The sequence below is a fragment of the Cupriavidus sp. UGS-1 genome (genome assembly GCF_021213615.1).
GTDB lineage: Bacteria > Pseudomonadota > Gammaproteobacteria > Burkholderiales > Burkholderiaceae > Cupriavidus.
The window spans coordinates 67,791-94,006 of sequence record NZ_JAJQJF010000006.1 but is presented as its reverse complement, the minus strand read 5'-3'; the positions used below and the strand labels follow the sequence as shown (position 1 = coordinate 94,006).

19 protein-coding genes are annotated in these 26,216 nt (G+C 67.3%); 8 read left to right on the top strand and 11 right to left on the bottom strand.

Annotated features, from left to right (window positions below; genetic code table 11):
• The first annotated feature begins 2 nt into the window (after positions 1-2).
• The 5 genes from LRR16_RS10535 (at position 3) to LRR16_RS10515 (ending at position 5,606) form a co-directional block, all read left to right on the top strand.
• Complete coding sequence (locus tag LRR16_RS10535; protein WP_064575798.1) at positions 3-1,016, top strand: type II secretion system F family protein; 1,014 nt, start codon at positions 3-5, stop codon at positions 1,014-1,016.
• A 9-nt stretch (positions 1,017-1,025) separates the two neighbouring features.
• Complete coding sequence (locus LRR16_RS10530) at positions 1,026-2,009, top strand: type II secretion system F family protein (protein ID WP_232205818.1); 984 nt, start codon at positions 1,026-1,028, stop codon at positions 2,007-2,009.
• A gap of 190 nt (positions 2,010-2,199) precedes the next feature.
• Positions 2,200-3,012, top strand: a complete 813-nt coding sequence (locus LRR16_RS10525) for a metallophosphoesterase (protein ID WP_232205817.1) — start codon at positions 2,200-2,202, stop codon at positions 3,010-3,012.
• A gap of 400 nt (positions 3,013-3,412) precedes the next feature.
• Positions 3,413-3,961: a HEPN domain-containing protein gene (locus LRR16_RS10520; RefSeq protein WP_232205816.1), complete on the top strand. Its 549-nt coding sequence runs from the start codon at positions 3,413-3,415 to the stop codon at positions 3,959-3,961.
• On the top strand, positions 3,951-5,606 hold the full coding sequence (locus LRR16_RS10515; protein WP_232205815.1) for an ATP-binding protein: 1,656 nt from the start codon (positions 3,951-3,953) through the stop codon (positions 5,604-5,606). Before LRR16_RS10520 ends, LRR16_RS10515 begins: the two co-directional genes overlap by 11 nt.
• 343 nt (positions 5,607-5,949) lie before the next feature.
• On the opposite strand, the gene groL is transcribed toward LRR16_RS10515, so the two are convergent.
• The 7 genes from groL to LRR16_RS10480 form a co-directional block, all read right to left on the bottom strand.
• Positions 5,950-7,593, bottom strand: coding sequence for a chaperonin GroEL (gene groL, locus LRR16_RS10510; protein ID WP_023265060.1), 1,644 nt, complete (start codon positions 7,591-7,593; stop codon positions 5,950-5,952).
• Positions 7,594-7,701: 108 nt separating this feature from the next.
• Positions 7,702-7,992 carry a co-chaperone GroES gene (gene groES / locus LRR16_RS10505; protein WP_006578153.1) on the bottom strand — a complete coding sequence of 97 codons (291 nt, stop codon included), beginning with the start codon at positions 7,990-7,992 and terminating at the stop codon, positions 7,702-7,704.
• 304 nt (positions 7,993-8,296) lie between these two features.
• A complete protein-coding gene (locus LRR16_RS10500; protein ID WP_232205814.1) occupies positions 8,297-9,274 on the bottom strand; it encodes a TIGR03885 family FMN-dependent LLM class oxidoreductase in 978 nt (325 codons plus the stop codon).
• A gap of 40 nt (positions 9,275-9,314) precedes the next feature.
• Positions 9,315-9,713 (bottom strand): sensory rhodopsin transducer, encoded by a 399-nt coding sequence (locus LRR16_RS10495; protein ID WP_006578150.1) that lies wholly within the window; start codon positions 9,711-9,713, stop codon positions 9,315-9,317.
• A 48-nt stretch (positions 9,714-9,761) separates the two neighbouring features.
• Positions 9,762-11,387 (bottom strand): alpha-amylase family protein, encoded by a 1,626-nt coding sequence (locus LRR16_RS10490; RefSeq protein ID WP_232205813.1) that lies wholly within the window; start codon positions 11,385-11,387, stop codon positions 9,762-9,764.
• A gap of 63 nt (positions 11,388-11,450) precedes the next feature.
• Complete coding sequence (locus LRR16_RS10485) at positions 11,451-13,088, bottom strand: alpha-amylase family glycosyl hydrolase (RefSeq protein WP_232205812.1); 1,638 nt, start codon at positions 13,086-13,088, stop codon at positions 11,451-11,453.
• A 299-nt stretch (positions 13,089-13,387) separates the two neighbouring features.
• The gene (locus LRR16_RS10480) at positions 13,388-13,678 is read right to left on the bottom strand and encodes a helix-turn-helix domain-containing protein (protein WP_006578193.1); all 291 of its coding nucleotides are present in this window, start codon (positions 13,676-13,678) and stop codon (positions 13,388-13,390) included.
• 224 nt (positions 13,679-13,902) lie between these two features.
• Here LRR16_RS10480 and LRR16_RS10475 point away from each other — a divergent pair, with 224 nt between their 5' ends.
• The gene (locus tag LRR16_RS10475; protein ID WP_232205811.1) at positions 13,903-15,834 is read left to right on the top strand and encodes a hypothetical protein; all 1,932 of its coding nucleotides are present in this window, start codon (positions 13,903-13,905) and stop codon (positions 15,832-15,834) included.
• Between the two features lie 141 nt (positions 15,835-15,975).
• On the opposite strand, the gene LRR16_RS10470 is transcribed toward LRR16_RS10475, so the two are convergent.
• From LRR16_RS10470 to LRR16_RS10460, 3 genes are all read right to left on the bottom strand, one after another.
• Positions 15,976-18,234, bottom strand: coding sequence for a xanthine dehydrogenase family protein molybdopterin-binding subunit (locus tag LRR16_RS10470; RefSeq protein WP_232205810.1), 2,259 nt, complete (start codon positions 18,232-18,234; stop codon positions 15,976-15,978).
• Positions 18,235-18,253: 19 nt separating this feature from the next.
• Positions 18,254-18,712 (bottom strand): (2Fe-2S)-binding protein, encoded by a 459-nt coding sequence (locus LRR16_RS10465; RefSeq protein WP_232205809.1) that lies wholly within the window; start codon positions 18,710-18,712, stop codon positions 18,254-18,256.
• 377 nt (positions 18,713-19,089) lie between these two features.
• The gene (locus LRR16_RS10460) at positions 19,090-19,500 is read right to left on the bottom strand and encodes a hypothetical protein (RefSeq protein WP_006578197.1); all 411 of its coding nucleotides are present in this window, start codon (positions 19,498-19,500) and stop codon (positions 19,090-19,092) included.
• Positions 19,501-19,986: 486 nt separating this feature from the next.
• Here LRR16_RS10460 and LRR16_RS10455 point away from each other — a divergent pair, with 486 nt between their 5' ends.
• On the top strand, positions 19,987-23,433 hold the full coding sequence (locus LRR16_RS10455; protein WP_232205808.1) for a diguanylate cyclase: 3,447 nt from the start codon (positions 19,987-19,989) through the stop codon (positions 23,431-23,433).
• A gap of 28 nt (positions 23,434-23,461) precedes the next feature.
• On the opposite strand, the gene LRR16_RS10450 is transcribed toward LRR16_RS10455, so the two are convergent.
• Entirely contained in the window at positions 23,462-25,264 is a 1,803-nt protein-coding gene (locus LRR16_RS10450) for a hypothetical protein (protein ID WP_232205807.1), read from the bottom strand.
• A gap of 332 nt (positions 25,265-25,596) precedes the next feature.
• On the opposite strand from LRR16_RS10450, the gene LRR16_RS10445 reads away from it, so the two are divergent.
• A complete protein-coding gene (locus LRR16_RS10445; RefSeq protein WP_232205806.1) occupies positions 25,597-26,109 on the top strand; it encodes a cupin domain-containing protein in 513 nt (170 codons plus the stop codon).
• The last annotated feature ends 107 nt before the right edge of the window (positions 26,110-26,216 follow it).

Genomic DNA, 26,216 nt, shown 5'->3' with positions numbered 1-26,216 from the left:
TCATGAACCTCGGCCCATTCGCACAGTGGGGACAGCTGGGACACTATGCGCTGTACGCCTTCGGCGTGTTGCTGTTCATCGCGGTCGTGCTGGCCATCGAGGCCGTCTACCTGTGGTGGAACAGCCATCATGGCGCATCGGCACGGCGCATCGACGCGCGTATCCGCGCGTTGTCCGCTGGCGGCCAGATCGGCCGCGAGCAGATGTCGATCCTGAAGGAACGGATGCTGGCCGGCAGCCCGCGCATGCAGCGCCTGTTGATGCGGGTGCCGCGCGTGGCCGCGCTGGACCGCTGGCTGCAGCAGTCGGGCAGTACCTGGTCGGTCGGCCAGCTGCTGGGCTTCAGCGCCGCCAGCCTGCTGATCGCGTTCGCCGTGCTGTCGCTGCTGCCGCTGCCGTTCTGGCTGGCCGCCGGCGGCGCGCTGCTGGCCGCCGCGCTGCCCTGCCTGCGCACGCTGGCGCAGCGGCAACGGCGCCTGAAGCGCATGGAGGCACAGCTGCCCGATGCGATCGACATGATCAGCCGGTCGCTGCGCGCCGGGCACTCGTTCGCCGGCGCGCTCGGCACCGTCGGCCAGGAAATGAAGGCCCCGCTCGGGCCTGAATTCCGGCTTGCCTTCGAAGAGATCAACTACGGCGTCTCGCTCGACGATGCGCTGACGAGCCTGGCGATGCGGGTGCCGGTCGGCGACCTGCGCTACTTCGTGATCGCCGTGCTGATCCAGCGCGAAAGCGGCGGCAACCTGGCCGAGGTGCTCGACACGATCAGCCGGCTGGTGCGCGAGCGGCTCAAGCTGTTCGACAAGATCCGCGTGCTGTCCGCGGAAGGCCGGCTGTCGGCGTGGATCCTCGGCCTGCTGCCGTTCGGCACGGCCGGGCTGATCTCGGTGCTGAACCCGGGTTTTCTCGACGTGCTGTGGCAGGACCCGGCCGGCATCCGCATGGCGGGCACGGCGCTGGTCATGATGGCGTTGGGGGTGTTGTGGATGCGCAAGATCATCCGCATCCGGGTATAGGGAGGAATCATGCAAGCCATGCAGACACAACAATGGCTGTTGCTCGGTCTGGTGTTCGTCGCCGCGTTCGGTGCGGCGCTCGGCCTGATGCTGGTGTGTTCGCCGAACCGGCTGCGCGCGCGGCTGGAGCGGCTCGAACGGCTTGGCGGCGCGGGCACCGCGGGATCGGGCGCCGCGTCGGGCGCGGCGCAGGCCGGCGGCGGCTGGAGTGCGCGGCTCAGCGAATGGGCCAGGCCGGTGTCGCGCCTGGCGCTGCCCCGGGAAGGCTGGGAGAATTCCGCGCTGCGGGTACGCTTCATGAACGCCGGCTGGCGTGGCACCGCCGCGCCGACGCTGTACTTCGCCGCCAAGACCGTGCTCGCGCTGGCACTGCCGCTGGCGGCGCTGGTGGCGACCGTCGGCACGCCGCTGGCCAGCGACGGCGCGCTGCTCGCGATGCTGCTGATCGCGATCTGCGCGGTCGGCTACTACCTGCCCAACGCGGTGCTGGCACGCCGGATCGTGCAGCGCAAGCGCGCCGTGTTCGAGGAGTTTCCCGATGCGATCGACCTGCTGACGGTCTGCGTCGAGGCCGGGCTCGGGCTGGACGCGGCGCTGATGCGGGTCGCCGGCGAGCTGTCGCTGCGCTGCCCGGTGCTGGCCAACGAACTCGAGCTGATGCTGCTGGAGATGCGCTCGGGCTTCTCGAAGGAGAAGGCGCTGTCCAACCTCGCGCTGCGTACCGGCGTCGACGACGTCGAGCGCTTCGCCGCGATGCTGGTGCAGGCCGACCGTTTCGGCACCAGCCTCGGCGAATCGCTGCGGGTGCTGTCCGACATGCTGCGCACCAAGCGGCGGATGCTGGCCGAGGAACAGGCGGCCAAGATCGCGCTGAAGCTGCTGTTCCCGCTGATCTTCCTGATCTTCCCCTCGCTGCTGGTGGTGCTGCTGGGACCGGCTTTCATCCAGATTGTGCGGGTGCTGCTGCCGACGATGACCGGACAGGGTGGCTGACCCGCAAGTCCCTCGGCTGCCCGCCATCACACCCAGGCAAAGCGGACAGCCTTCGCCCGGATTCGTCCGGGCTTTTTTCGCTGGCGCGTATGTTCGCCGTGCCGGTCCGCCATGTCCGCACTTGACCGTCCCCGCTGCATGCTGAACACTCCGATGGCACAGGCCCGTCTGGAGGCCAGCTGGAGGCGGCATGAAGCTACGCGTTCTGAGCGATCTGCATCTGGAACACCATACCCCCGAGTCGGTCCCCGACTGCGATGCCGACGTGGTCGTGCTGGCCGGCGACATCGCCAACGGCCGCGACGGCATCGACTGGGCGGCCCGTCATCTGCGCGGGCCGATCGTCTATGTGCCCGGTAACCACGAGTACTACGACAGCACCTTCACGCGGGTCGATGCGCAACTGGCCGCCGCCGCGGCCGCGCATCCGCAGGTGCATCTGCTGACCGCCGGCGTGGCGGTGTTCGAACTGCCGGGCGAGGCGCCGGTCCGCGTGCTCGGCACGACCTGGTGGGCCGACTACGCGCTGTTCGGCCGCGAGCGCATCGACGACGCGATGCAGGCCTGCGCCAAGGTGATGCTCGACCATCGGCTGATCTCGGTGGAAGCAGACAGCGATGATGGTGAAGGCGGCCTGCGGCGCTTCACGCCGGCCGATGCGCTGGCGCGGCACCGGGCCGAGTCCGCGTGGCTCGCCGCCGAGCTGGAAACGCCGTTCGACGGCGCGACCGTGGTGGTCACCCACCATGCGCCGGACCTGGGCAGCCTCGACCCCCGCTATGCGCACGATCTCGCGTCGGCCGGCTTCATCTCGCGCCGGCCCGATCTGGTCCAGCGCGCCGACCTGTGGATCCACGGCCATACGCACACCAGCTTCGACTACCGCGTCGACGGCGCCCGCGTCGTCTGCAACCCGCGTGGCTATGTGCGGCGCGGCGACGGGGCGCTGGAGAACGCGAGGTTCGATTGGGGATATGTGGTGGAGGTCGGAAGCGCGCAGTGACAATACCGCTACTCGCGTATTGTCGACACCATAAACGCTGGTCTTGCACGCCCTTCATGTCATGTGGGCACGGCTGTATTCGAATTGTCAAGAGCCGCATCGAATATGGAGGGCTGGTTGCCGCCCTTTGTATAGCAATGCAGCAGAGGTATCGGTCCGCTACTGAGCCCATGCTCCATGAGTGGACTCCGCACCTTGCCCTAGCTCTTCTTTAGCTACCGCATAGGTTGGCGACGGCATTGCAATTCGACAGCAGCCCATGCCGCAGCGACCGCGCAGATTGGGGAGCTCGTGGTTGAGAATCGAACAAACCATCAGACCTGATGTGAGACAATTTCGGACCGCTTGAATTGATAGGAGCGGCCCGCTGCCTCAAGCAGTGTCGTTCGATCAAAATTCGTTGCAAACTAACAACAATATGGCGAGAATTACTGAAAGCGAGCTACTGCTGATTTCTAAAGCGAAATTGGAGAAACTCAGGAATTTCGCAGACGGTGTTTCTATCTGTCGGAGATCACGATCGACCATCGACCGTTTGCGGGCGAGGGTGGCCAAAGATCGCTTAAGACTGGCACAACTGCAATTGAATGACGCGATCAAATCGGCCGCATTAACCCCGAAGCTCAGTCGCGCAGCAGTCAGCCGAGCTTATTACGCCATGTACCACGCGGCTCGTGCCGCGACCTATTTATCATACGGGGGCGATGATCACGAAGAACATTCTGCTCTCCCCAGCAAACTTCCCGCAAATTTCCCAGATCTGGAGCAGTGGAGAAACAAGTTGAAGTTCGCACGACTGGAGCGAAATCGTGCTGACTATGATCCCTATCCTGTTGACGATACGGCATTCGAAGACACTTGTGACGCACTTATTCAGGACGCAACAGAATTAATTCGCGTAGCACAGCGGTATATCAATCAAGAAATAAGGTCAAAAAATGGTTCCTGAGTCGGATATTAGAGGGCTAATCGAACGGGAAATGCAGAAGGCTGGGATCGTTCCCATTTCGGTACAGATTAGAACCTTCCCGGGCGAGGTAATCGCCATCGTAGAAGTCGACCGGGACTATCAACGTGCACTGGCGATTGCTCAGGAGCTAGACGCGCAGATCGAAAACGGCTTCGTAACCGTCCGACAAGGCAAAGCGGGAAATGTCAAGAGGGCACACACCCCCGTCGTAGGGGTCCACGATCTTCGGGTGGGTGATTTGCTTAGCTTGCTGAGCACGCGCTCAAGAACTTCGGAGAGTCAGCCGAGCCTTAAATATATTAAAGACGTCGAGGAAAGACTCAGCGTCGCGATTACACCCCGGCATCACCTGATATTCGGCCGTCGAGGAGTGGGAAAAACCTCTCTTTTGTTGGAAGCAAAAAGACTGTTGGAAAATCAAGGCGCGTACGTACTATGGGTCAACGTGCAATCTCTGCGGAGTCTTGGTACTGGAAACGCATTCTTGACAGTAGCCCTAAAGCTCTGTGATCTTTTGCTGTCATCTCAAGACGCGGTTCGTCCTTCCCAGGCCGGTCTTGATGCGTTGCGCGCCCTTCGTGCAAAGATCGAGCAGCGATTCGCCGCTAATGGCGCGTCGCTAAACGACGTCGCTCTATTGGTTCCGCTACTCCAGCAAGAGTGTTCCCGGTTTACCTTACAAGCGCAGCGAACGATTTTTTTATTTATTGATGATATACATTACCTTCCAAGTGGTGATGTTCCGCATTTTCTGGATCTTCTGCATGGTGTAACAAGGGACAATCTCGTTTGGCTAAAGATCGCCGGCATTCAACATCAAACCAGGTGGTTTATACCTGTTCCACCGACCGGTCTGCAGACGGGTCATGATGCTACGATCATCAACTTGGACGTTACGCTGGAACACCCGGAACGAGCAAAGAAATTCCTTGAAAGCGTACTCAGAGGGTATGTAGAAGAGTGCAACGCCCTTCCTCTCAGTAATGTTCTGAGTTCGCAGGCATTGGATCGACTTGTCCTTGCATCTGGTGGTGTACCGCGCGACTTCTTGACGTTATGCGCCGCGTCAATCGAGAAGGCACGACAACGGCCAAATGCAAAGACAGTCGGGGTGCAAGATGTTAACAATGCTGCCGGTATTGCTGGTCAAACAAAAGTTCAAGAATTAGAGGACGATGCAGCGGCAACGAGGGGCCGCTCTAGTGAACTCATAGCCTCCCTAAACATCGTCAGAGATTTCTTGCTATCTGAAAAGGAAATTACCTATTTCCGGGTGGACTTTCGGGACAAAGAGGCTCATTCGGCCGAGTATCGGGTTCTACAGGCATTGGCCGATCTCAGAATGCTCCATTTGATCAATCCGAGCCTTTCCGATCAACACCAAGCCGGGCAGAGGTCAGAAGTGTACTTGCTCGATCTTAGTCAATATTCTGGGTCCCGTCTTAAGCAAGGTATTCACGTATTAGACTTCGAGCGTGGGCACATGGTTTTAAAACGGACACGGAGCACCGAGCCGGCTCGGATAGGAGACACCGTTCTAAAACTGGTAGCTCTTCTTCGGAGAGCTCCAACGTTTGAACTATCGAGTCTAACGGCCACCTCTCGCTTGTCAGCAGATTTGTGAGAATAATAGACGCCAATCGAGGCATCTGATTTGGTACGGCAGCGTCACGTACATGCCGGCGGATAACCACTACGTCTCCGCTTCACAACAGTAGTTAAATCAAGAAAAGCCTATGAGTGTGAAGTGCGACATAGCCAACACCAGCAGTCTTACGCGGCGACGTCTTGGGCTGCTTTGGCCGAGTACGAGGGTGGATCGCCCGCATCTCGCAGCAATCTCTACACCTCACAGCCCGCGAAGAAATGGATGAACAAAAACCCCCACGGGCTTGCACCCGTGGGGGTTTTCGACTGACGCGGTTCGCGCAGTCAGGGCAGTCGGCCGAAGCCGACGGCCGGCGTGATTACATCATGCCGTCCATGCCGCCCATGCCACCCATGCCGCCCGGCATTGCCGGCGCCGACTCTTCCTTCGGCGTTTCGGCGATCGCGCAGTCGGTGGTCAGCATCAGCGATGCGACCGAAGCGGCGTTCTGCAGCGCGGTGCGGGTCACCTTGGTCGGATCCAGCACGCCCATCTCGACCAGGTCGCCGTACTCGCCGCTGGCGGCGTTGTAGCCGAAGTTGCCGTTGCCCTCGATGACCTTGGCCACGACGACCGAGGCTTCTTCGCCGGCGTTCAGCACGATCTGGCGCAGCGGCTCTTCCATCGCGCGCAGCACGATCTTGATGCCGGCGTTCTGGTCGGGGTTCTCGCCGGTCAGGCTCGAGATCGCAGCGCGGGCACGCAGCAGGGCCACGCCGCCGCCCGGGACGATGCCTTCTTCAACGGCAGCGCGGGTGGCGTGCAGCGCGTCTTCGACGCGTGCCTTCTTTTCCTTCATTTCGACTTCGGTGGCGGCACCAACCTTGATCACAGCAACACCGCCGGCCAGCTTGGCCACGCGCTCTTGCAGCTTCTCGCGGTCGTAGTCCGAGGTCGCTTCCTCGATCTGGGCGCGGATCTGCTTGACACGGCCTTCGATCGCGGCGGCGTCACCGGCACCGTCGATGATGATGGTGTTTTCCTTGCCGATCTCGACACGCTTGGCTTGACCCAGGTCTTGCAGCGTGGCCTTTTCCAGCGTCAGGCCGACTTCCTCGGCGATCACGGTGCCGCCGGTCAGGATGGCGATGTCTTCCAGCATGGCCTTGCGGCGGTCGCCGAAGCCAGGCGCCTTGACGGCGGCGGTCTTCAGGATGCCACGGATGTTGTTGACCACCAGGGTCGCCAGCGCTTCGCCTTCGACGTCTTCGGCGATGATCAGCAGCGGACGGCTCGACTTGGCCACTTGCTCCAGCACCGGCAGCAGGTCGCGGATGTTCGAGATCTTCTTGTCGAACAGCAGCACGAACGGGTTGTCGAGCTGGACGACTTGCTTGTCCGGGTTGTTGATGAAGTACGGCGACAGGTAGCCGCGGTCGAACTGCATGCCCTCGACGACTTCCAGCTCGTCGGCCAGCGACTTGCCGTCTTCAACGGTGATCACGCCTTCCTTGCCGACCTTGTCCATCGCTTCGGCGATCAGCTTGCCGATCACTTCGTCGCTGTTGGCCGAGATCGCGCCAACCTGGGCGATTTCCTTGCTGGTCGTGGTCGGCTTGCTCAGCTTCTTCAGCTCTTCGACGGCGGCGCCCACGGCCTTGTCGATGCCGCGCTTCAGATCCATCGGGTTCATGCCGGCGGCAACGTACTTCATGCCTTCGCGCACGATCGACTGGGCCAGCACGGTCGCGGTGGTGGTACCGTCACCGGCGTTGTCGCTGGTCTTGGAAGCGACTTCCTTGACCATCTGGGCGCCCATGTTCTGCAGCTTGTCCTTCAGCTCGATTTCCTTGGCGACCGACACGCCGTCCTTGGTCACGGTCGGGCCGCCGAAGCTGCGCTCGAGCACCACGTTGCGGCCCTTCGGACCCAGGGTGACCTTGACCGCGTTGGCCAGGATGTTCACGCCTTCGACCATCTTGTGGCGAGCGCTGTCGCCGAACACTACGTCTTTAGCTGCCATGTTCTAGATCTCCAGAATTCTGTACGGGAAAAGTCCCGGGCGCGATCGCCGCAGCGGCGAAACCGTGCGCCCCGGGGGTTCCGGACGCGCGGCGCCCGGACAGCGACATCACTTGTTGATGACCGCCATGATGTCTTCTTCGCGCATGACCAGCAGTTCCTGGCCATCCACCTTCACGGTCTGGCCGGCGTACTTGCCGAACAGCACGCGGTCACCCACCTTGACGTCGAGGGCGATCGACGCGCCCTTGTCATCCTTCTTGCCCGGGCCGATGGCCAGCACTTCGCCCTGATCGGGCTTCTCGGCAGCATTGTCGGGAATCACGATGCCGGAAGCGGTCTTGGTTTCGTTGTCCAGACGCTTGACGATCACGCGGTCGTGCAAAGGACGCAGATTCATACGGACTCCTTAGTACAAGTGAGCATTTATTTGCAAAGTGGCCGCCGCGGGACTGCGGAGGCCCTTGAAATCGGACGCCGGATGGAGATTACAGCACGCTGTTAGCACTCGCACCCGGCGAGTGCTAATTATAGGGACGGGGTTTCGGGTTTTCAAGACGAGGCCTGAATACGGGTTTACCCGCACAAAAGCAGGGAATTTGCCCCGGGCCGGCGCGGTGCAAGGCCCGGCGGGCATTGTCTCTTATATTGTGCGGCCCGGTTTTTTCAGGCGAATGTCGCCAGCGGGTGCCAACGAGGCGGGTTCAGACCCCGCCCCGCAGTTGCGGCAGCACCGTCTGCGCGCAGGCGTCGAGCCAGGCCTGCTGGTTGCCGCAGACGTTGTGCAGGAAGACCGCGTCGGCGCCCATCGCCAGGTCTTCGGCAAGCCAGGCGGCCTGCTGCGCGGCGTCGCAGGAGATCCGGACCGCGCGCTCGATGTCGTCCGGCGACACCGTGCGGGCGCGGGCATCGAACTCGGCCGGGGTCGCCAGGTTCGCCGCGGTCTCGCTGTCGAACACATTGGTGCGCCACTGCTCGTAGGCCATGCGGCGCGCGGCCTCGTCGCCCTGCGTGGGGTCGGCGTAGGCGATCTTGGCCTGGATATGCACCGGTTTGCCTCCGCCGCCGCCCTCCCGAAAGGCGTCGATGACCGCGCGCATGGTCTCGCGTGGCGCCGAGATCGTGATCAGGCCGTCGGCCCACTGTCCCGCCCAGCGCGCGGTCTGCTCGGTCAGCGCGGCGGCGAAGATCGGCGGCGGACGCTGCGGCAGCGTGTACAGCCGGGCGCGATCGACGACGATGCTGCCCCGGTGCGTCACCTCCTCGCCGCGCCACAGCGCGCGCATCACGTCCACCGACTCGGACAGCATCGCCTGCCGCTCGGGCTTGGGCGGCCACGGCCGGCCGGTGATGTGTTCGTTCAGCGCCTCGCCGGTGCCCAGCGCGATCCAGAAGCGGCCCGGGAACATCGCCTCCAGCGTCGCGGCGGCCTGGGCGACCACGGCCGGGTGGTAGCGCCCGAACGGACAGGCGACCACGCCCGTCGGCAGGTCGACGGTCGCCATCGCGGCGCCGAGCCAGGACCAGGAATGGCCGCTCTCCCCTTGCCGCTCGCTCCACGGATGGAAGTGGTCGGAGCTGCTGAGCGCGGTAAAACCGGCCAGCTGCGCGGCGCGCGCATAGCGCAGCAGGTCGCCCGGCGAGAACTGTTCGTGCGAGGCGTGATAGCCGATCAAGGGCATGGCGGACTCCTGGGCGAAATGGGGATCGGGTGCGGCGCGGTCAGCCGGACGCCGCGGACACCGAGGCCGGGACCGGATAGGCCAGCGTGGTCATCAGCGCGAGCGCGGCCTGGCGCGAATCGAGCCGGGTGTGCTGCACGACGATCGGCACATCGGACTCGATCACGCTGGCGTAGTCGGTGTCCTCGGGGATCGGCTCGGGGTCGCGCAGATCGTTGAAGCGCAGATGCAAGGTGCGGCGCGCCGGCACCGTGAGCCGGTACGGACCGACGGGTTCGCGGTCCGCATAGAAGATCGTCACCGTGACATGGGCCGGGGCATCGCCGGTATTGAGCAGGCAGGCCGCTTCATGGCTGTTCAATTGCCTGCTGGCGGCCGGGTCGGTCGGCGGCAGATAGCCTTCCGCAATGACCCAGCGCCGTTGTCCGATCGCTTCCATCGCGTTTCTCCCTGGTTGTCGCTGTCTTTGCCGGACTGATGCTGCCGATCACGGCCCGAAGCACGGCCGCTGCCGCAGCCATCGGTAGCCGTAGGCGCGCAGCTTCAGCGTATGCGCGGTCTGCGCCGGCGGGTACGGGCCATCGACCAGCATGTCGCGCAGCTCGCCGACCTCGACCTCGGGCAGCTTCACCTCGACGTCCTTGTCCGACAGATTGGCGAACGTGAACACCACCTGCCCGTCCAGCTCGTGCCGCAGCGCCAGCACCGACGGACAGCCGACCTCCATCACCGTGCATTCGCCATAGCCGATCTCCGGCATGCCGACGCGCGCGCGGATCATCTTGCCGGTCTTCGCCAGCAGTGAATCGTCGCGCAGCAACTGGTCGTAGATATTGACCTGGTCGTAGCGGAACGGGCCCTCGCGGATCACCGGCACCGGCAGCGATTCGGGATCGGCGGGCGAGAAGCCGCCATTGACCTCGTCGGACCATTGCATCGCCGTGCGCACGGCGTGGCGCTCCTTCAGCGACAGGTCCTCGCCCATGCCGATCTCCTCGCCGTAGCGCAGGATCGGCGTGCCGGGCAGCGAGAACAGCAGCGCATGGACCTGCGCGATGCGGCGCTGGTCGCCGTCAAGCATCGGCGGCAGCCGGCGGCGGATACCCCGGTTGTAGACGCGCATGTCCGGATCCGGCGCGAAGCGCTGCATCACCTCTTCGCGCTCGGCCTCGCTGAGGCGCTCCAGATCGAGCTCGTCGTGATTGCGTACCCACACCGCGTATTGCGCGCGCTCGGGCGGATCGGGCTGCTCGCGCAGCGCGCGTTCGATCGGCTCGGCGCGCTCGCGCGCCAGCGCCAGGAACAGCAGGTTGTTCAGGAAGAAGTTCGACACCAGCGTCAGCCGGTGGCCCTTGCCGAAATAGCGCGCGTAGTCCTCGACCGGCACGTCGACCTCGCCAAGCAGCACCGCGTCGGAGCGGCGCAGCGTCGCGAACGCGCGCAGGTCGTTCAGCAGCCAGAAGCCGTCGTCGCGCGGGTCCGCTTCCTTGGCCCCATCGATCATGTGCCCCGCCGCATCGATGCGGAAGCCGGATACGCCGAGCCGCAGCCAGAACGACATGATCTCCTCGATCTCGGTGCGCACCGCCGGATTGGCGATGTTCAGATCGGGCTGGTGCGAATAGAAGGCGTGCCGGTAGTACTGCCCCGCTTCCTCGTCCCAGGTCCAGACGCTGTCCTCGACGGTCGGGAAGATCGGCTTGACGTGGGTCTCCTCCGGTTCGTCGGCCCAGACGTAGTAGTCGCGGTACGGCGAATTGCGGTCGCGCCGCGCTTCCTGGAACCAGCGATGCTGATCCGACGTGTGGTGCGCCACCAGCTCCACCATCACGCGGATACCGAGCTCTTCGGCCTTCTCTAGCAGCGCCACCATGTCGGCCAGATTGCCGAAGCGCGGATCGACGGCGAGATGGTCGGTGATGTCGTAGCCGCCATCGAGAAACGGCGACTGGTAGAACGGCGACAGCCAGATGCAGGTCACGCCGAGTCCGCGCAGGTATTCGAGATGCGCCGTCAAGCCCTGGAGATCGCCCCATCCGTCGTTATTGCCGTCGCGAAATACGCTGACGTCGATTTGGTAGATGATCGCATTGCGGTACCAGAGCGAACGCATGGGTCCTCCTCCTGACGGTTGAACGGCGGCAGCGGGCGGCCCGGGCTGCACCGCCCGCAGCGCTTACGGCTGCGATGGCTGCGATGGCTTCGGCAGCGACAGCGGCTCCAGCAGCACGGCCTGCTCGGGCTGCAGCATGCCGTCGAAACGCCGGTCCGCCCCTTCGGGCAGGCTGTCGATCGCGACGCGCCAGTCGCCGTCGAGATCGACCGGCAGCGGCCGCTCGGCAAAGTTGATGCAGACCACGCGCTCGTCCTCGCCATGCCGGCGGCGATAGGCCAGCACCTCGGGCGGCGACGGCAGTTCTTCCCAGCTGCCCAGCCGCAGCGCCGCACTGGCACGGCGCGCGGCGATCAGCGTGCGGTACAGATGCAGCATCGACGAGGGCTGCGACCATTGCGACTGCACCGACAGCGTGGCGGCCTCGGGCGGGAACGGCAGCCAGGTCCGCGCCGCGCGCCAGCCATGCGGCGGCGCGAAGTCCCAGGGGATCGGTCCGCGCGGACCGTCGCGCCCGCCGGGATCGACGCGCTGGCCCGCTTCGACCACCACGTCCTCCAGCCCCAGTTCCTCGCCCTGGAAGATGAACGGCGTGCCGCGCAGCGTCAGCAGCATCACCGCCGCGGCGCGGGCGCGGCGCATCGAGCCGCCGTAGCGGGTGCGATGGCGCTCGTTGTCGTGGTTCGACAGCACCCAGGTCGGCCAGGCCTCCGCTGGCTGCAGCAGCGCATCGACCTCGCGGATGCAGGTGCGGAACACCACCGGGTCCCACGGCGCATCGAGCGGCGGGAAGTTGAACGACATGTGCAACTCGTCGCCGGCGCCGTAGTACTGCACCACGGTGGCGGTCGAGCGGATATTGACCTCGCCGACCAGCACGCGGTCGCCGGGATAGCTGTCGACCAGCTTGCGGATGCCGCGCAGCACCTCGTGGCTGTAGGGATCGTCGTTGAAGTCGGCCAGCGGCTCGCCGGCCAGGCAGCGCGGATGATCGGCGAAGGTCGGGTCCTTGCCGGTGCAATGGGCGACGTCGATGCGAAAGCCGTCGACGCCGCGGTCGAGCCAGAAGCGCAGCACGCCGTGCATCGCCTGCACGACCTGCGGATTGCGCCAGTTCAGGTCGGGCTGCTGCGGCAGGAACAGATGCAGATAGTACTGGCCGGTAGCCTCGTCCCATGTCCATGCGCTGCCGGCGCCGAGCGCCGCGCGCCAGTCGTTCGGCTGGTCGCGCCAGATGTACCAGTCGCGCTTGGGGTTGTCGCGCGACGAGCGCGATTCGATGAACCACGGATGCTGATCCGACGTGTGGTTCGGCACGAAGTCGAGCAGCACGCGCAAGCCGCGCGCATGGGCCTCGCCGATCAGGCGGTCGGCATCGGCCAGCGAGCCGAACACCGGATCGACGTCGCAGTAGTCGCTGATGTCATAGCCCGCATCGGCCATCGGCGAGCGATAGATCGGCGAAATCCAGATCGTGTCGGCGCCCAATGCGCGCACGTGATCGAGCCGCTCGATGATGCCGGCCAGGTCGCCGACGCCGTCGCCATTGGCATCCGCGAAGGAGCGCGGGTAGATCTGGTAGACCACGGCGCTCTTCCACCAGACCGAGGTGTCGCGCGTTGCTTCGACAGTCTGCGAGGGATCGGGCGGAGGGCCGGGCATGGCGCCGGCCGGTGCGGTGGCACGGACATTCACATTCATGGGCTCGCGGGCGAAGACGGTTGTCATCCGCCTGTCGATGCAGCTTCCATGCCCGTCTGGCGGCATCCGCGGTGTCGTCCACGGTGTCGTCCATGGTGTCGTCCGATGGCGAACCGATATGGGCGCGGCGCCGCCAGCGCCACGATGCGCAAATCCTGCGCGGCCGCGGTAATTTTTTCCGACAAGCGGTCGGCGTGACGGCCCGGGAAGCGAAAAGAGTGCCCGGCGGAAGCGAAGAAGGCTGGGAAGGGAGAGAAGGGAGAAGCTGGCGGTGCGGGGCTTCGACAAGCGTCAGGACGCTAGGACAACAGCCCCGAGTCCTCGATATAGCCAAGGGCCTGCCGTATCTCGCGGCGTGCCTTCAGGCTGTAGCAGACCTGCCGGTCCTGCACGGTCAGCGCCACGATGTCGGCCTGCAGCAGTTCCTGGAAGATCCGCCCCGCGCGGCGCAAGGTCAGGCCCGCGGCGGCGGCCAGGTCCGCGGCCGGCACGCAGACATCGCCGGCCTCCAGCAGCGCGCGGCAGATGTCGGCGCGCGCCGGATCGGCCAGCAAGGCATAGCTCAAGGTGGCTTCCTGCTTGGGGTCCATGTCCGTACATTAGGCGCCACATCCTGCAATGGCAAGCCGCGTTCGGGGGATGACACACGCAACCGTTGTGCTAGCCTACGCGCCGCCGGTGCGCGGCGCGAAATGGCGGCGCACCGGGGACGCAGATCCATACAGAGCCACACACAACCACACTCAACAACGGGTCGGCATCGGGCCGTCGCCCCCGACGGGCGCGCACCGATACCTTGGACGGGAGAAGGGAAATGAATCGAGGCAGGACAGCGCGCATCGCGCTGCGGGCGCTGGCGGCCGTCGTCGCCGGCACGCTGGCGGCTTGCGGCGGCGGCGATGACGGTGGCGGCGGCCAGGCCGGTAATGGCAACACCGGCGGCAACACCGGCGGCAACAACGGCACGCCGACGGCGCCCGCCACCTACTCGCTGACGGTACAGCCGCATCTGGGTACGGTGTTGCATGGCCTGGTCACGGTGGGTGGACTGGACGGCAAGGGCGTCATCGCCTCGGGCACGATCGGCGACGTCGGCCAGATCACGCTGACGATCCCCGCCGCCAATTGCGGCCCGGGGCTGATCACGGTCAGCGGCGGCCCCTCCGCGGTCTTCTTCGACGAGGCCACCGGAAAGCAGCAGGCGCTGAGCACCGCCGACAAGGTTCGCGCGCTGGTCCCCGACATCTGCAAGGTCGAGGGCACCAAGCCGGTCAGCATGCTCGACGAGCTGTTGCTGCACCTGCCGTCGCCGGTGGTCGGCTCGCTGCGCGCCAACCAGGAAGCGATCCAGACCGCGAACGAGGCCGAGGCCGCGCGGCTCAAGCAGGAAATGACGGCCGCGATCGACCAGCTGAAGCAGGAACTCGAGGCGGAGATCGCCAAGGCGCTGCTGCTGCCGGCCGACTATGCGCGCGTCGTTCCCACGCCGATCTCGCAACCGCTGTCGGGCAATTCGGCGCTGCCGTCCGACACCCGCGGCGTCGTCGCCGCCACGCTGCATGCGCTGCGCGAGCGGCAGTACGCGGCCGCCCCCGGCCTGTCGCCGATGTCCGCCAACAGCTTCGAGAACTTCGCGGTCTGGGCCGCCAGGGCCATTCGGGAAAGCCAGGCGTCCCGCACGGCGGCGGGAATCAGCGACTGGACCCAGGCCTATGTCGCGCAAGCCGTCGCCCAGGGCATTGATCTGCTTGCCGCGCAAGGCGCGATGGACATTCGCGCGGTCGCCGACCGCGCCACGGTGCTGATGCAGGCCCATATGACCAGTCCTCCGGATCCGACAGCGCGCGCCCGGGAAAGCGCCAGCCAGGCGCCGGTCGACAGCGAAGACCTGACCGCGACGATGCGCGCCGCCGCGCTGCCGCTGCTGCTGCGCGCCGAAACGCCGGCGCGGCTCGACGAGGCGCGGACCAGGGGCTCGGTGACCTATGCCTGTGCCGCCGGCGAGCGCACGCAGGGCGAGGTCACGATCGCCTACGAGGACGCCACGCCCAATGGCGTGCTCGACCACGGCGACATCTTCACGCTGGACTATCGCCAGTGCCTGACGCGCGAACCGCTGTCCGGCCTGGTGCTGGCGCGCTCGGGCCGGATGACGGTGACCTATTTCGCCGGAGAGCCCGGCGTCTTCGGCGCCAGCGGTCAGGTGCAGTTCGACATCGCGCTGTCGCGGCCGGACCCGACCAAGGCGACCGACGCGCAGCCGCTGCTGCAGGCGGCCGGCATGTGGACCGACTGGCTGGCCTTCGGCGATCCGCTCAGCGCGAGCGGGCCGCTGCTGGCGGGCACCACGCCGCTGGTGCGCATCGACAGCCAGTACTTCATGATGACGCCGCCCGGCGGCGCCACTGCGATGACGCAGGGCATGCAGGTGCGGCTCGATGCCAGCAGCGACTTCGGTTCGGGTTCGGTCACAGGCAGCGGCAGGGCGGCGCTGAAGCTGCGCGGCATGAGCATGGCCGTCGAGATCGATACGCCGCAGCCGCTGGTGATCGAAGATGCGGCCGCTGGGCAGCGCGCGGTGTCGGGCTCGGTCTCGCTGACGCGGCACACCCCGGTCGCACGCCAGGGCGCACTGTCGGCTGACCAGTCCGGCCTGATTCGCGTCGCCCTGCCAGGCACGGACGGCGCGGAAACGGTGCGGCTGATGTCGATGCCGCGACTGATGGCGCATTACCTGGCGCTGTAATCCACGCACCTACGGCGTCCCGAGCGCCATCATGTCGTTCCCGCGCAGGCGGGAACCCAGCGTCTTTCAAAGCCACTGGGTCCCCGCATGCGCGGGGACGACAACCCGCGATGCCGCGACAGCCAACGCCAACGTCACCCTCTACGCCATCACGAACGGCAACTGCCGCTGGCGCTTGCCGGTCAGCTTGAACACCGCGTTGGCGACCGCCGGCGCGATCACCGGCACGCCGGGCTCGCCCAGTCCGGTAGGCGGATCGTCGGACGGCACGAAGTGCACCTCGACCGGCGGCGCATCATTGATGCGCACCGGCGGGAAGTCGCCGAAGTTGCTGTTCCTGACCGCGCCATTGTCGATCTCGATCGCAAAGCCCGGCCGGATCATCGCCAGCCCGAACACGCAGCCGCCCTCGATCTGCGCGCGCGCCGACAGTGGATTGATCACGCGGTTGGCATGCACGCCGGCGGTCACGCGATGCACGTGCGGTTGCCCGTTCTGCAGCGAGACCTCGACCACATAGGCCACCGCCGAATCGAAGGACTGGTGCACCGCGACGCCCCAGGCGCGTCCCGCCGGCAACCTGCGCTTGCCGTAGCCGGACTTGTCCACCGCCAGCTGCAGCGCCGCGCGTTGCCGCGCACCCTTGACCGGATCGAGCCGTGCGAGCCGGTAGGCGACCGGGTCCTGTTTCGCCACCGTCGCCAGTTCGTCGATCAGCGTCTCCTTGACGAAGGCGGTGTGCGTATGGCCGACCGAGCGCCACCACAGCACCGGCACCTGCACCTTCGGGTGATGGACCGACAGCCGCAGCGGGAAACCATAGTCATGGTCGACGATGCCCTCGGTCATCGTGTGGTCGACGCCGTCCTTGACCAGGAAGGCCTCGAACGGCGACCCCATCGTCAGCGACTGGCCGACGATCGCGTGCTCCCAGCCCAGCACCCTGCCCTGCGCATCGATGCCGATGCGCGCATGGTGCAGATGCAGCGGCCGGTAGTAGCCACCGCGGATATCGTCCTCGCGGCTCCAGATGACCTTGACCGGCTCTCGATGACCCTTGGCGACCCAGGCGCGCATCAACTGCGCGGCCTCCACCAGATAGTCCGCGGTCGGCACCGCGCGCCGGCCAAAACCGCCGCCGGCCATCATCGTCACGATCGAGACCTGCTCGGGTGGCAGGCCAAAGGCCTTGGCCAGCGCGCCGTGGTCGACGGTCTGGAACTGCGTGCCGGCCCAGACCTTGACGCGGGTCGGCTTGCCGCCGGCCACCTCGGCCTGCATCGTGCAGTTCAGCGGCTCCATCGGCGCGTGCGCCAGATAGGGGAAGCGGTACTCGGCCTCGACGGTGCGCGCGGCCCCGGCCAGGTCGAAGGCGTCGGCGCGCGGCGTTCTACCGGGCTGGCGCGCCAGCTTCGCGTACTCCTCGAACAGCGCCGCGCTCGACACCGTCGAGCCGCTGTCGTCCCATTCGGCCTGCAACGCATCGCGCCCCTGCTTGGCCGGCCAATAGCCATTGGCGACCACGGCGACGCCGGTGCCGCCGCCGTCGGTGGGCACCTCCAGCACTTCAATGACGCCCTGGATCGCCCGCGCCGCCTCGGCATTGAAGCGGCGCACCTTGCCGCCGAAGCGCGGGGGCCGCGCGACCACGGCGACCCTCAGGTCGTCGAGCTGCGTATCGATGCCGAAACCGACCGCGCCGTCGAGCTTGCCGCGCGTATCCAGCCGCGGCGTCGGCTTGCCGATCAGCGTGAAGCGCGACGGATCCTTGAGCGTGACCTGCTGCGGCACCGGCATCTCCATCGCGGCCTGCGCGAGCTCGCCATAGGTCGCGCGGCGGTTGCCGGCCGTCACCACGCCGTTCGCGGCGGTGCACGCCGACGGCTCGACCGCCCACCGCTGCGCGGCCGCGGCGATCAGCATCGCGCGAGCACGGGCACCGAGCTCGCGATACTGCTGGTACGAGTGCTTGACCGCGGTCGAGCCGCCGGTCATCTGGATGCCCATCGCCGGGTCCTTGTACGGATCGCCGGCCGGCGCCAGCACCGCGCGCACGTTGCGCCAGTCGGCGTCGAGCTCCTCGGCCAGCATCATCGGCAGCGCGGTATGCACGCCCTGGCCGAATTCGAGCCGGTTGACCGCGATCGTCACGGTGTTATCGGGCGCGATCACGATGAAGGCCTGTGGCGCCGCGGCCGGGCCCTTGGCCGCGGGCACGGCCGCTTCATCGGCATGGACCGCTGCCAGCGGCGCGATGCCCAGCGCCAGTCCGCCGCCCGCGATGCCGCCCAGCTTCAGGAAGGTGCGCCGGTCGATGCCGGCTGCCGGCGCATCGTGCGAGCCCGAGGCGGCGGCGCCGGACAGCGCGGCTATCCGCGCTCCAAGTCGTTGCATTTGCATGATGTCTCCCGGCCCCGGATCAGCCCAGCGTGCGCGCCGCGTCCTTGATGGCGGCGCGGATGCGTTGATAGGTGCCGCAGCGGCACAGGTTGCCGGCCATCGCCTGATCGATATCGGCATCGGTCGGCTTGCGCTTGTTGCGCAGCAGCCCGATCGCGCTCATCACCTGCCCGTTCTGGCAATAGCCGCACTGCGATACGTCGTTCCTGACCCAGGCTTCGAGCACCGCCCGGCCGACCTTGTCGGTGCCGGCGCCTTCGATCGTCGTGATACGCGCGCCCTGCAGCGCGGAGATCGGCGTCACGCACGCGCGGATCGGCTGGCCGTTCATGTGTACCGTGCAGGCGCCGCAGGCCGCGATGCCGCAGCCGAACTTGGTGCCGGTCATCCGCAGCTGATCGCGCAGCGCCCACAGCAGCGGCGTGCTCGGGTCGGCGTCGACCTGCATCGGCTTGCCGTTGATTTCCAGCGTCGTCATGGGGATCGTTCCTTGTCGTGCCGCCCCTTTTTGGGACCGCCAGCAACGCGCGCCGCGAAAGGGGGCAGAGAAAGAGGCAGAGAAGGGGCGGAATGCCGGGCGCGCGAAAACCACGCAAGCATAGTGCAAAGTTTCGCGTTTGTTGGGACCGAAATCGGCGCTGTCAGCGCGGTGCAAGGCTGCTGACAGCTTCGTGTCAGATTGGGCCTCTGCCGGGGAGAAAGACGCTGGGTCCCCGCCTGCGCGGGGACGACGTGACCGCGATACCGTCGTCCCCGCGAACGCGGGGACCCAGTGACTTCACGGATCGCTGAACAAGGAAAGCCGCCCGCATGCGCGGGCGTTGTTCGAGGCCGGTGCGAGCCAAGCTTCGTCGCTCAGGCCATCGCGCTGCGCTGGCCCTGCGCGCGGCGCAGGCCGACCCACTGCAGGCAGGCAAACACCGCCACGCCCCAGGCCTGCAGCAGCACGAAGGCGCTGCCCAGCCAGGTCGGCGACAGCCAGCCGGTGACCAGCAGCAGCATGCAGTCGATCGCCCACAGCGCGTTGCAGACGATCACGGCCAGCACCAGCGCGCGCGGCATCGGGTTGCGGGTCGCCAGCAGGCCGACGATCGCGGCATAGGGCAGCAGCACCAGGCCGGCATAGCGCAGCCACGACGCCGGAATCGCGAACCAGTTCGACAGCACGTTGGCGTCGAACACCATCAGCAGGCCCATCAGGCCGCTGACGATGGCGTCGGCGAGAAGGACATGGCGCAGCAGGCGGGTCGGTTGGACGGTTTGCATGGTCGATCTCCGTAGGGGTCAGGGGAAAGGCGAAGGGAAGAAAAGGAGGAAGCGGTTGCGATGGCTTCATCATCGTCGCCGGCCGTGCGCAATGCGATGACCTGCGAGGTAATCGCCGCGCCAATCTCCGCCCAAACGCCGCACCAATCCCCACGCCAAACGCCACCCCAATCCCCGCCGCAATCGCCGCCGCAATCCCCGCCGCAATCCCCGCCCCAATCCCTGCCCCAATCCCCCACTCGCCGCACTACCGGGCCCGCCTACCTCAAAACGCCGCCCAACGCCACCCCCAAATGCGCCCCGACTTTGCGCCTGATCGGCGCATGGCCGGCATCGGCCCGGCGCTATAGTCGCCCGATGCTGCCGGACCCGCGTCCGGCATGGTCCCCTTTTGCCCGGCACCGCGCCGCATGGGGGGGGACACCCCTGGCCCCGCACCTTGTCCGCCCGCCGCCGGCACCACGCCATGCGCCCACCCACGTTCCCATGACGTCCGATCCGGAACCGCCCCTGCCCGCCCTGCCCCGCTGGCAACGCGTCTCGCTTGTGTCCGCGCTGTTCTTCCTGCTGGCCGTCGCCGGCATCGCGCTGACGCGCTATCCGGGCAACGCCGCCATCGTCTGGCTGGCCACCGCCTTCGGTGCCGGCGTGACGCTGCACCAGCCGCCGCGCGAGCGTGCCTGGATGCTGGCCGGCATGCTGGTGGCGGGCATTGCCGCCAACGCGATGTTCGGCGACCCGTGGTGGCTCGCGCTGGTGCTGGGCGCCTCGAACATCGCCGAGATCCTGTTCGTCGCGTGGCTGGCGCCCAGCATCAGCGGCGGCATCGGCCGCGCCAGCGCGGTGCCGCTGGCCCGCTTCGCGCTGATGCTGGGCGCGACGTGCACGCTGGCCCCGGTGATCGGCGCCACCATCGGCTCCGCTGCAATTTCGCTCGCCTATGGCCGGCCCATCGGCGACATCTGGTCGACCTGGTGGAGCGCCGACGCGATGGGCATGCTGATGCTGGTGCCGCTGTCGGTGACCTACTCGCGCGAGCGGCTGCGCGACACCTTCCCCCGCACGCGGCTGCCGCGGGTGGCCGGGCTGCTGCTGCTGACCGCGACCGTCGGCGGCGTGGCGGTGGTGCAAACCCACGATCCGTTCGGCGTGCTGTCGCTGCCGCTGGTGGTCGCCGCGCTGTTTACCAACCCGTTCGCCACCGCATTGCTGACGCTGCTGTCGATGCTGGTCACGGTGATGCTCGGACTGGCCGCGGCACAGGCCGGGCTGGTCGACGCGCCGCAGTTCCTGACCCACGCGATGAAGCTGTCGACCAGCCTGATCCTGGTGTTCCCGGTCTGCATCGCCTATCTGAGCGAACAGAATCGCCGCGACCGCAGCGAGTTGCGCGGCAGCGAACGGCGCTTCCGCCAGGCGATGCACCATTCGGCGATCGGCATGGCGCTGGTCAGCGTCGATGGCCGCTGGCAGCAGGTCAACCGCGCAATCTGCGAGCTGTTCGGCTACAGCGCGACCGAGCTCAGCCGCATTCCGTTCCAGGACATCACGCATCCGGACGACCTGGCCGCCGATCTGGCGCAGCTCGAACGGCTGGTTGCCGGCGACATCGACAGCTACCGGATGGAAAAGCGCTACCGGCGCAAGGACGGCAACTTCATCTGGGCGCTGCTGGCGGTATCGCTGGTGCGCGACGAGGCCACGGGCGCGCCGCTGCATTTCATCGCGCAGGTCGAGGACATCCACGAACACAAGCTCGCGCAGCAGCGGCTCGAGGCGCTGTCGCGGCGCACCGAACTGGCGGTCGAGGCCGGCCGGGTCGGCATCTGGGAATGGGACATCGCCGCCGGCACGCTGTCGTGGGACCGCCGCATGCACGCGCTGCACGGCACCGCGGCCGCCGACGGCGCACCGGACCTCGACGGCTGGATCGCGCTGGTGCATCCCGACGACGTGGTACGCGCCCGGCACGAGATGCGCCAGGCGGTCAAGGGCGCGCAGCCCTTCGATACCGAGTACCGGATCCTGCGGCCCGACGGCGAGGTGCGGCATATCCGCGCGATGGCGGTGGTGTCGCGCGCCGACGACGGCACCGCGCTGTCGATGGTAGGCACCAACTGGGACATCACCGAGCACCATCGGCTGACCGAGGCGCTGTTCGAGGAGAAGGAGCGCCTGCATATCACGCTGCGATCGATCGGCGATGCGGTGATCTGCACCGATGCGTCGCTGCGCATCACCTTCATCAATCCGATCGCCGAGCAGCTGACCGGCTGGACCATGGCCGAGGCCGACGGCCGGCCGCTGGCCACGGTGTTCCACGTGGTCGACGAAACCAGCGGCCAGCCGATCGCCTGCCCGGTCGCCAAGTGCCTGCAGACGCTGCGGCCGGTCTATCTCGAGGATGGCGCGGTGCTGATCAGCCGCCATGGCGAGCGCCACGACGTGCAGGACTCCGCCGCGCCGGTGCTGACGCCGCGCGGCGACGTGATCGGCGCGGTGCTGGTGTTCCAGGACATCACGGCGGCCCGCGCGCTGCAGCGCAAGCTCGCGCATTCGGCGATGCACGACGCGCTGACCGGGCTGCCCAACCGCATCTGGTTCGAGCAGCGCCTGCGCGAGGCCTGCGAGTCGGCGCGCGAGTTCGACCAGCACCATGCACTGTGCTTCATCGATCTGGACCGCTTCAAGATCGTCAACGATACGGCGGGCCATGCCGCCGGCGACGTGCTGCTGCGCGAGCTGGGCCACGTGATCCGCAGCCAGGTGCGGCCGGACGACTTGCTGGCCCGCCTGGGCGGCGACGAGTTCGCGCTGCTGCTGCGCAACTGCTCGGTGGACCAGGGCGAGCGCGTCTGCCTGAAGGTCATCGACGCGATCCGCGCGCGGCGCTTCCCGTGGGAAGGCCGGGTCTACGATGTCGGCGCCAGCGTCGGCATCACCGCGATCGATCGCGAGGCGCCGCCGCTGGGCGAGCTGATGAGCCGTGCCGACGTGGCGTGCTACGCCGCCAAGGCCGCCGGCCGCAACCGCGTGTCGGTCTATCGCCGCGACGAGAGCGACGCGCGCCGCCACCATCGCGAGCTGCAGGTCGCCGCGGGCATCCATTCGGCGCTGGAGGCCAACCGCTTCCGGCTGTTCGCGCAGGAGATCCGCGCGCTGGCGCCGGGGTCCGGACCGGCGTCGCCAGCCTCGTCGCCTGCATCGGCGCCTGCATCGCCGGCATCGGCGCCCGCATCCCATATCGAAATCCTGGTGCGCATGGTCGACGAGCAGGGCAGCCTGGTGATGCCCGGCGCCTTCATTCCGGCGGCCGAGCGCTATGACCTGATGGGCCATGTGGACCGCTGGGTCATCCAGCATGTGCTGCGCGATTTCGGCGCGCGGCTGCTGGCGGTACCCGGGCTGTCGGTGTCGATCAACCTGTCGGCCAATTCGCTGGGCGAGCCCTTCCTGCTGCCGCTCCTGCATGCCGAGCTGTCGAACTCGGTGCTGCCGGCCAGCCGCATCCGGCTGGAGATCACCGAGACCGCGCTGATCAACAACATGGCCGCGGCCAACCGGCTGGTCGCCGACATGCGCAAGGCCGGCTGCACGATGGCGCTGGACGACTTCGGCGCCGGCCTGTCGTCGTTCGCCTATCTGAAGCAGTTCCCGGTGGACTACCTGAAGATCGACGGCAGCTTCATCCGGCATCTGGCCAGCAGCGCCGTCGATCGCGAGATCGTCAGCTCGATCAACGACATCGGCCACCGGCTCGGCATCCTGACCGTGGCCGAATCGGTCGAGGACGAAGCGACGCTGGACGTGCTGCGCGAGATCGGCGTCGACTATGCGCAGGGCTATGCGATCGGGCGGCCGATGCCGCTGGAAGACTACCTGGCGCGCTGCGCGAGGGGCCTGCCAGGCGGGACCGCGCAGCCGTCAAGGTAGCGCCAGCGCGCCGCCGCTACCCGGCGGTTCAACCGTGGCTGGCAGCAAGACCGGCACCGGCGCTGTCGGCCATCCGCCGCAACAGCGGCGTGCGGGCGTCGTCTTCCTGGGCATCGCGATTTGCGTCGTGATCTGCATCATGATTTGCCTCGTACCGCGCCGCCTCCGGCGACGTCGACGCGCCATCGGCTTCGCGCATCGGCGCTGCCTGCTGCGCGCGCGCCGGATCGATGCAGCGCCCGTCGAGATGGCGCTGCACCAGCTTCAACGCCAGCCGGCATTGCTCGGGCGTCTGCGCGGCCTCGATCGCGGCCACCACTTCGGCATCGGCACCGAGCGTGCGCATCAGCGCGCGCGCCATGCTGCGTTCGGCCAGCGCCTGCGCGGAACCGCGCGCCTGCAGATGCTGGATCACGCGCGTCGCGATCAGATGACGATGCGTGTTGGCGTTGCCGGCATCGAGTTGCGCGCAGGCGGTGCCGATCGCCTTGGCGGTGGCGGCGTCGTTGCCGCCGGCGGGCCGCAGCGTCCGCCGGGCCGTCCGCGCGGCGGCCTGCAACGCCCGCCGGCACTTGTACCAGCGATACATCTTGTACACCGCGAAGCCGAGCCAACACATGCCCAGGGCCGCGCCGGCCACCGCCAGTCCCATACCGGCCGTGGCCGCGGTCAACGTGGTCAGCGCGGCCACCGTCAGGCCGAGCACCGTGCCGTTGACCGCCAGCGTGCCGGCGCCGTAAGCGATCCGAAACTTCGCGTTGCGGCCCTCCCGGTTGGCGTTGTCGATGGCCTCGCCGAGCCTGCCGTCGCAGTACTGCATCGCGGTGCGATAGAACGCCGCCGTCTGGCGTAGCTGCCCGGGGTCCGCCTCGCCGACGATGGCCTGCTGCCGCGCCGACAGCGGCTGCGCCTTGCAGACGGTGGCCGCCGCGCCGTTGCGCTCGAGGCCGGCCAGCGCGGCCGCGAGCGGGGAACGCCGCAGCAGCTCGCGCCGCCGATGCAACGCCGCGCGCTGCTTGCCGCTGTCGCGCAGCTGCAAGACCCCGGTGACGACATGCGCCGCCGACATGGCCATCGACGCCGCGCATCCCGCGATACCCGTCCAGGGCAAGGCGGTCGCGATCAACGGAAACAGGTGGCCGAGCACCTGGATCGCGGAGAACCCCGCCGCGCCGCTCTGCACGATGCCGTCGCGCGCCATGGTCAGGCCGCTGTGGAACAGTTTGCCGCCGCAGTCGCCCCGCTCGGCCCGCGTCTGACGATGCGCGAGGAAGGCGTCGAGGTAGCCGTCGTCGCGCAGTGCCTGCCGCTGCTGCCGCCGCATCGCGCGCTCGGCCGGCGGCGCCGCCTCGCTGCGCGATGCCAGCCGCCGGCGCAACGCCGCTTCGCACAGCTGGTGATCGGCCGCGCTGTCTCGCAGGCGCGCGTCCAGGCGCCCGCGCTTGGCGACCGCCCCGCGGAATCGTCCAAACGCCACGGCGATCTCCACCGCCGCCAGCAACGGCATTGCGGCGCCGATCTTGAAGCTCAGCGTGGCGAAGAAACCGGGGGGCACGCCGTCGCGCAGCATCGCGGGCAGTTGCGCGGCGCGCGCCGAGGTCAACGCGACCGCCACGGCGTCCCAGCACACATAGAGCGCGGCCTCGAGTTTGCCGAGCCGGGAAAACGGCCGCTTGGCCTTGTGCGCGGTGATGCGGCACACCACACCGCCGAGCACCGCGGCGTCGGCGCCGACCTTGCCGACTGGCGGGGACGGCGGCAGCGGGCCCTGCCGCCAGGGCGTCGTCAGCGGTGAACCCGCAAAGGAGGATGCAAAACCGGTTGGAGGCATGATGGTCTTCCCCGCAACGGTCGCCGGCGTCGGCGGGCGACACGTCGCAAATACACTGCAGACACAAGACCGACGCACCGCATGGTGCGGCGCACTATCGAACTCGGGATGGCGGGAATGTACGACGTGTGCAACTGCAAAAGTCACGCGGAATGCGTGCTTCTTTAGTTTCCGGGCAAGCGAATCGGAAGAACCTCGGCTCGATCTTGGTCCGCAAAGGCGGGATGGCATCGTGCGTGAACGCACAGAGACCGGGTATGCGGCCTCGCTACGCTGGGCCAACGCCCGTCCCGGACGCTTTCGCGCTACCGCAACAGACAGGAGACCGCGCCATGCCGCCACGCAGGTCCGCCCCCGCGCACGACGCGCGCACCGAAGGCGTGTTCAGCCGCGTCGACGCGATGACGCTGGAGGACTGCCCGATCGAACCGGACTGGGTGCGCGCCGGCCAGCCGCACGCGCGCGCCGCGACGCATGCGACGGCGCGCGACGGACTGGCGTCCACGCATCTGTGGGAGTGCAGCGCCGGGGCCTTCGCCTGGCGCTTCAGCGTCGAGGAGACCGTGCTGATCCTCGACGGCGAGGTGCGCGTGACCAGCCCCGGCGGACAGGTCCGCACGCTGCGCGCCGGCGACGTCGGGCATTTCCCGGCGCATACGACCTGGCTGTGGGAGGTCGACGGCCACGTGCGCAAGATCGCCTTCTGCCGGCGCGAGGTGCCGTGGCCGCTGCGGTTGGCGACGCGGGCGCTCGATCGGCTGCTGGAACGGGCACGCGCGCTCAGACCCGCCGGCGGCGCGTGGCGGCGCGCAGGCGGCGACGCCGGCATGTCCTCGGCCCCGTGACCATCGGGATCGGCTGACGCGCCGTTCGGAAATCCGAACACGCCGACGGCACGCGCACCCGGAAATCCGAACGCCGCCGCCGAGCCACCAAACTTTTTCCTTTCGTT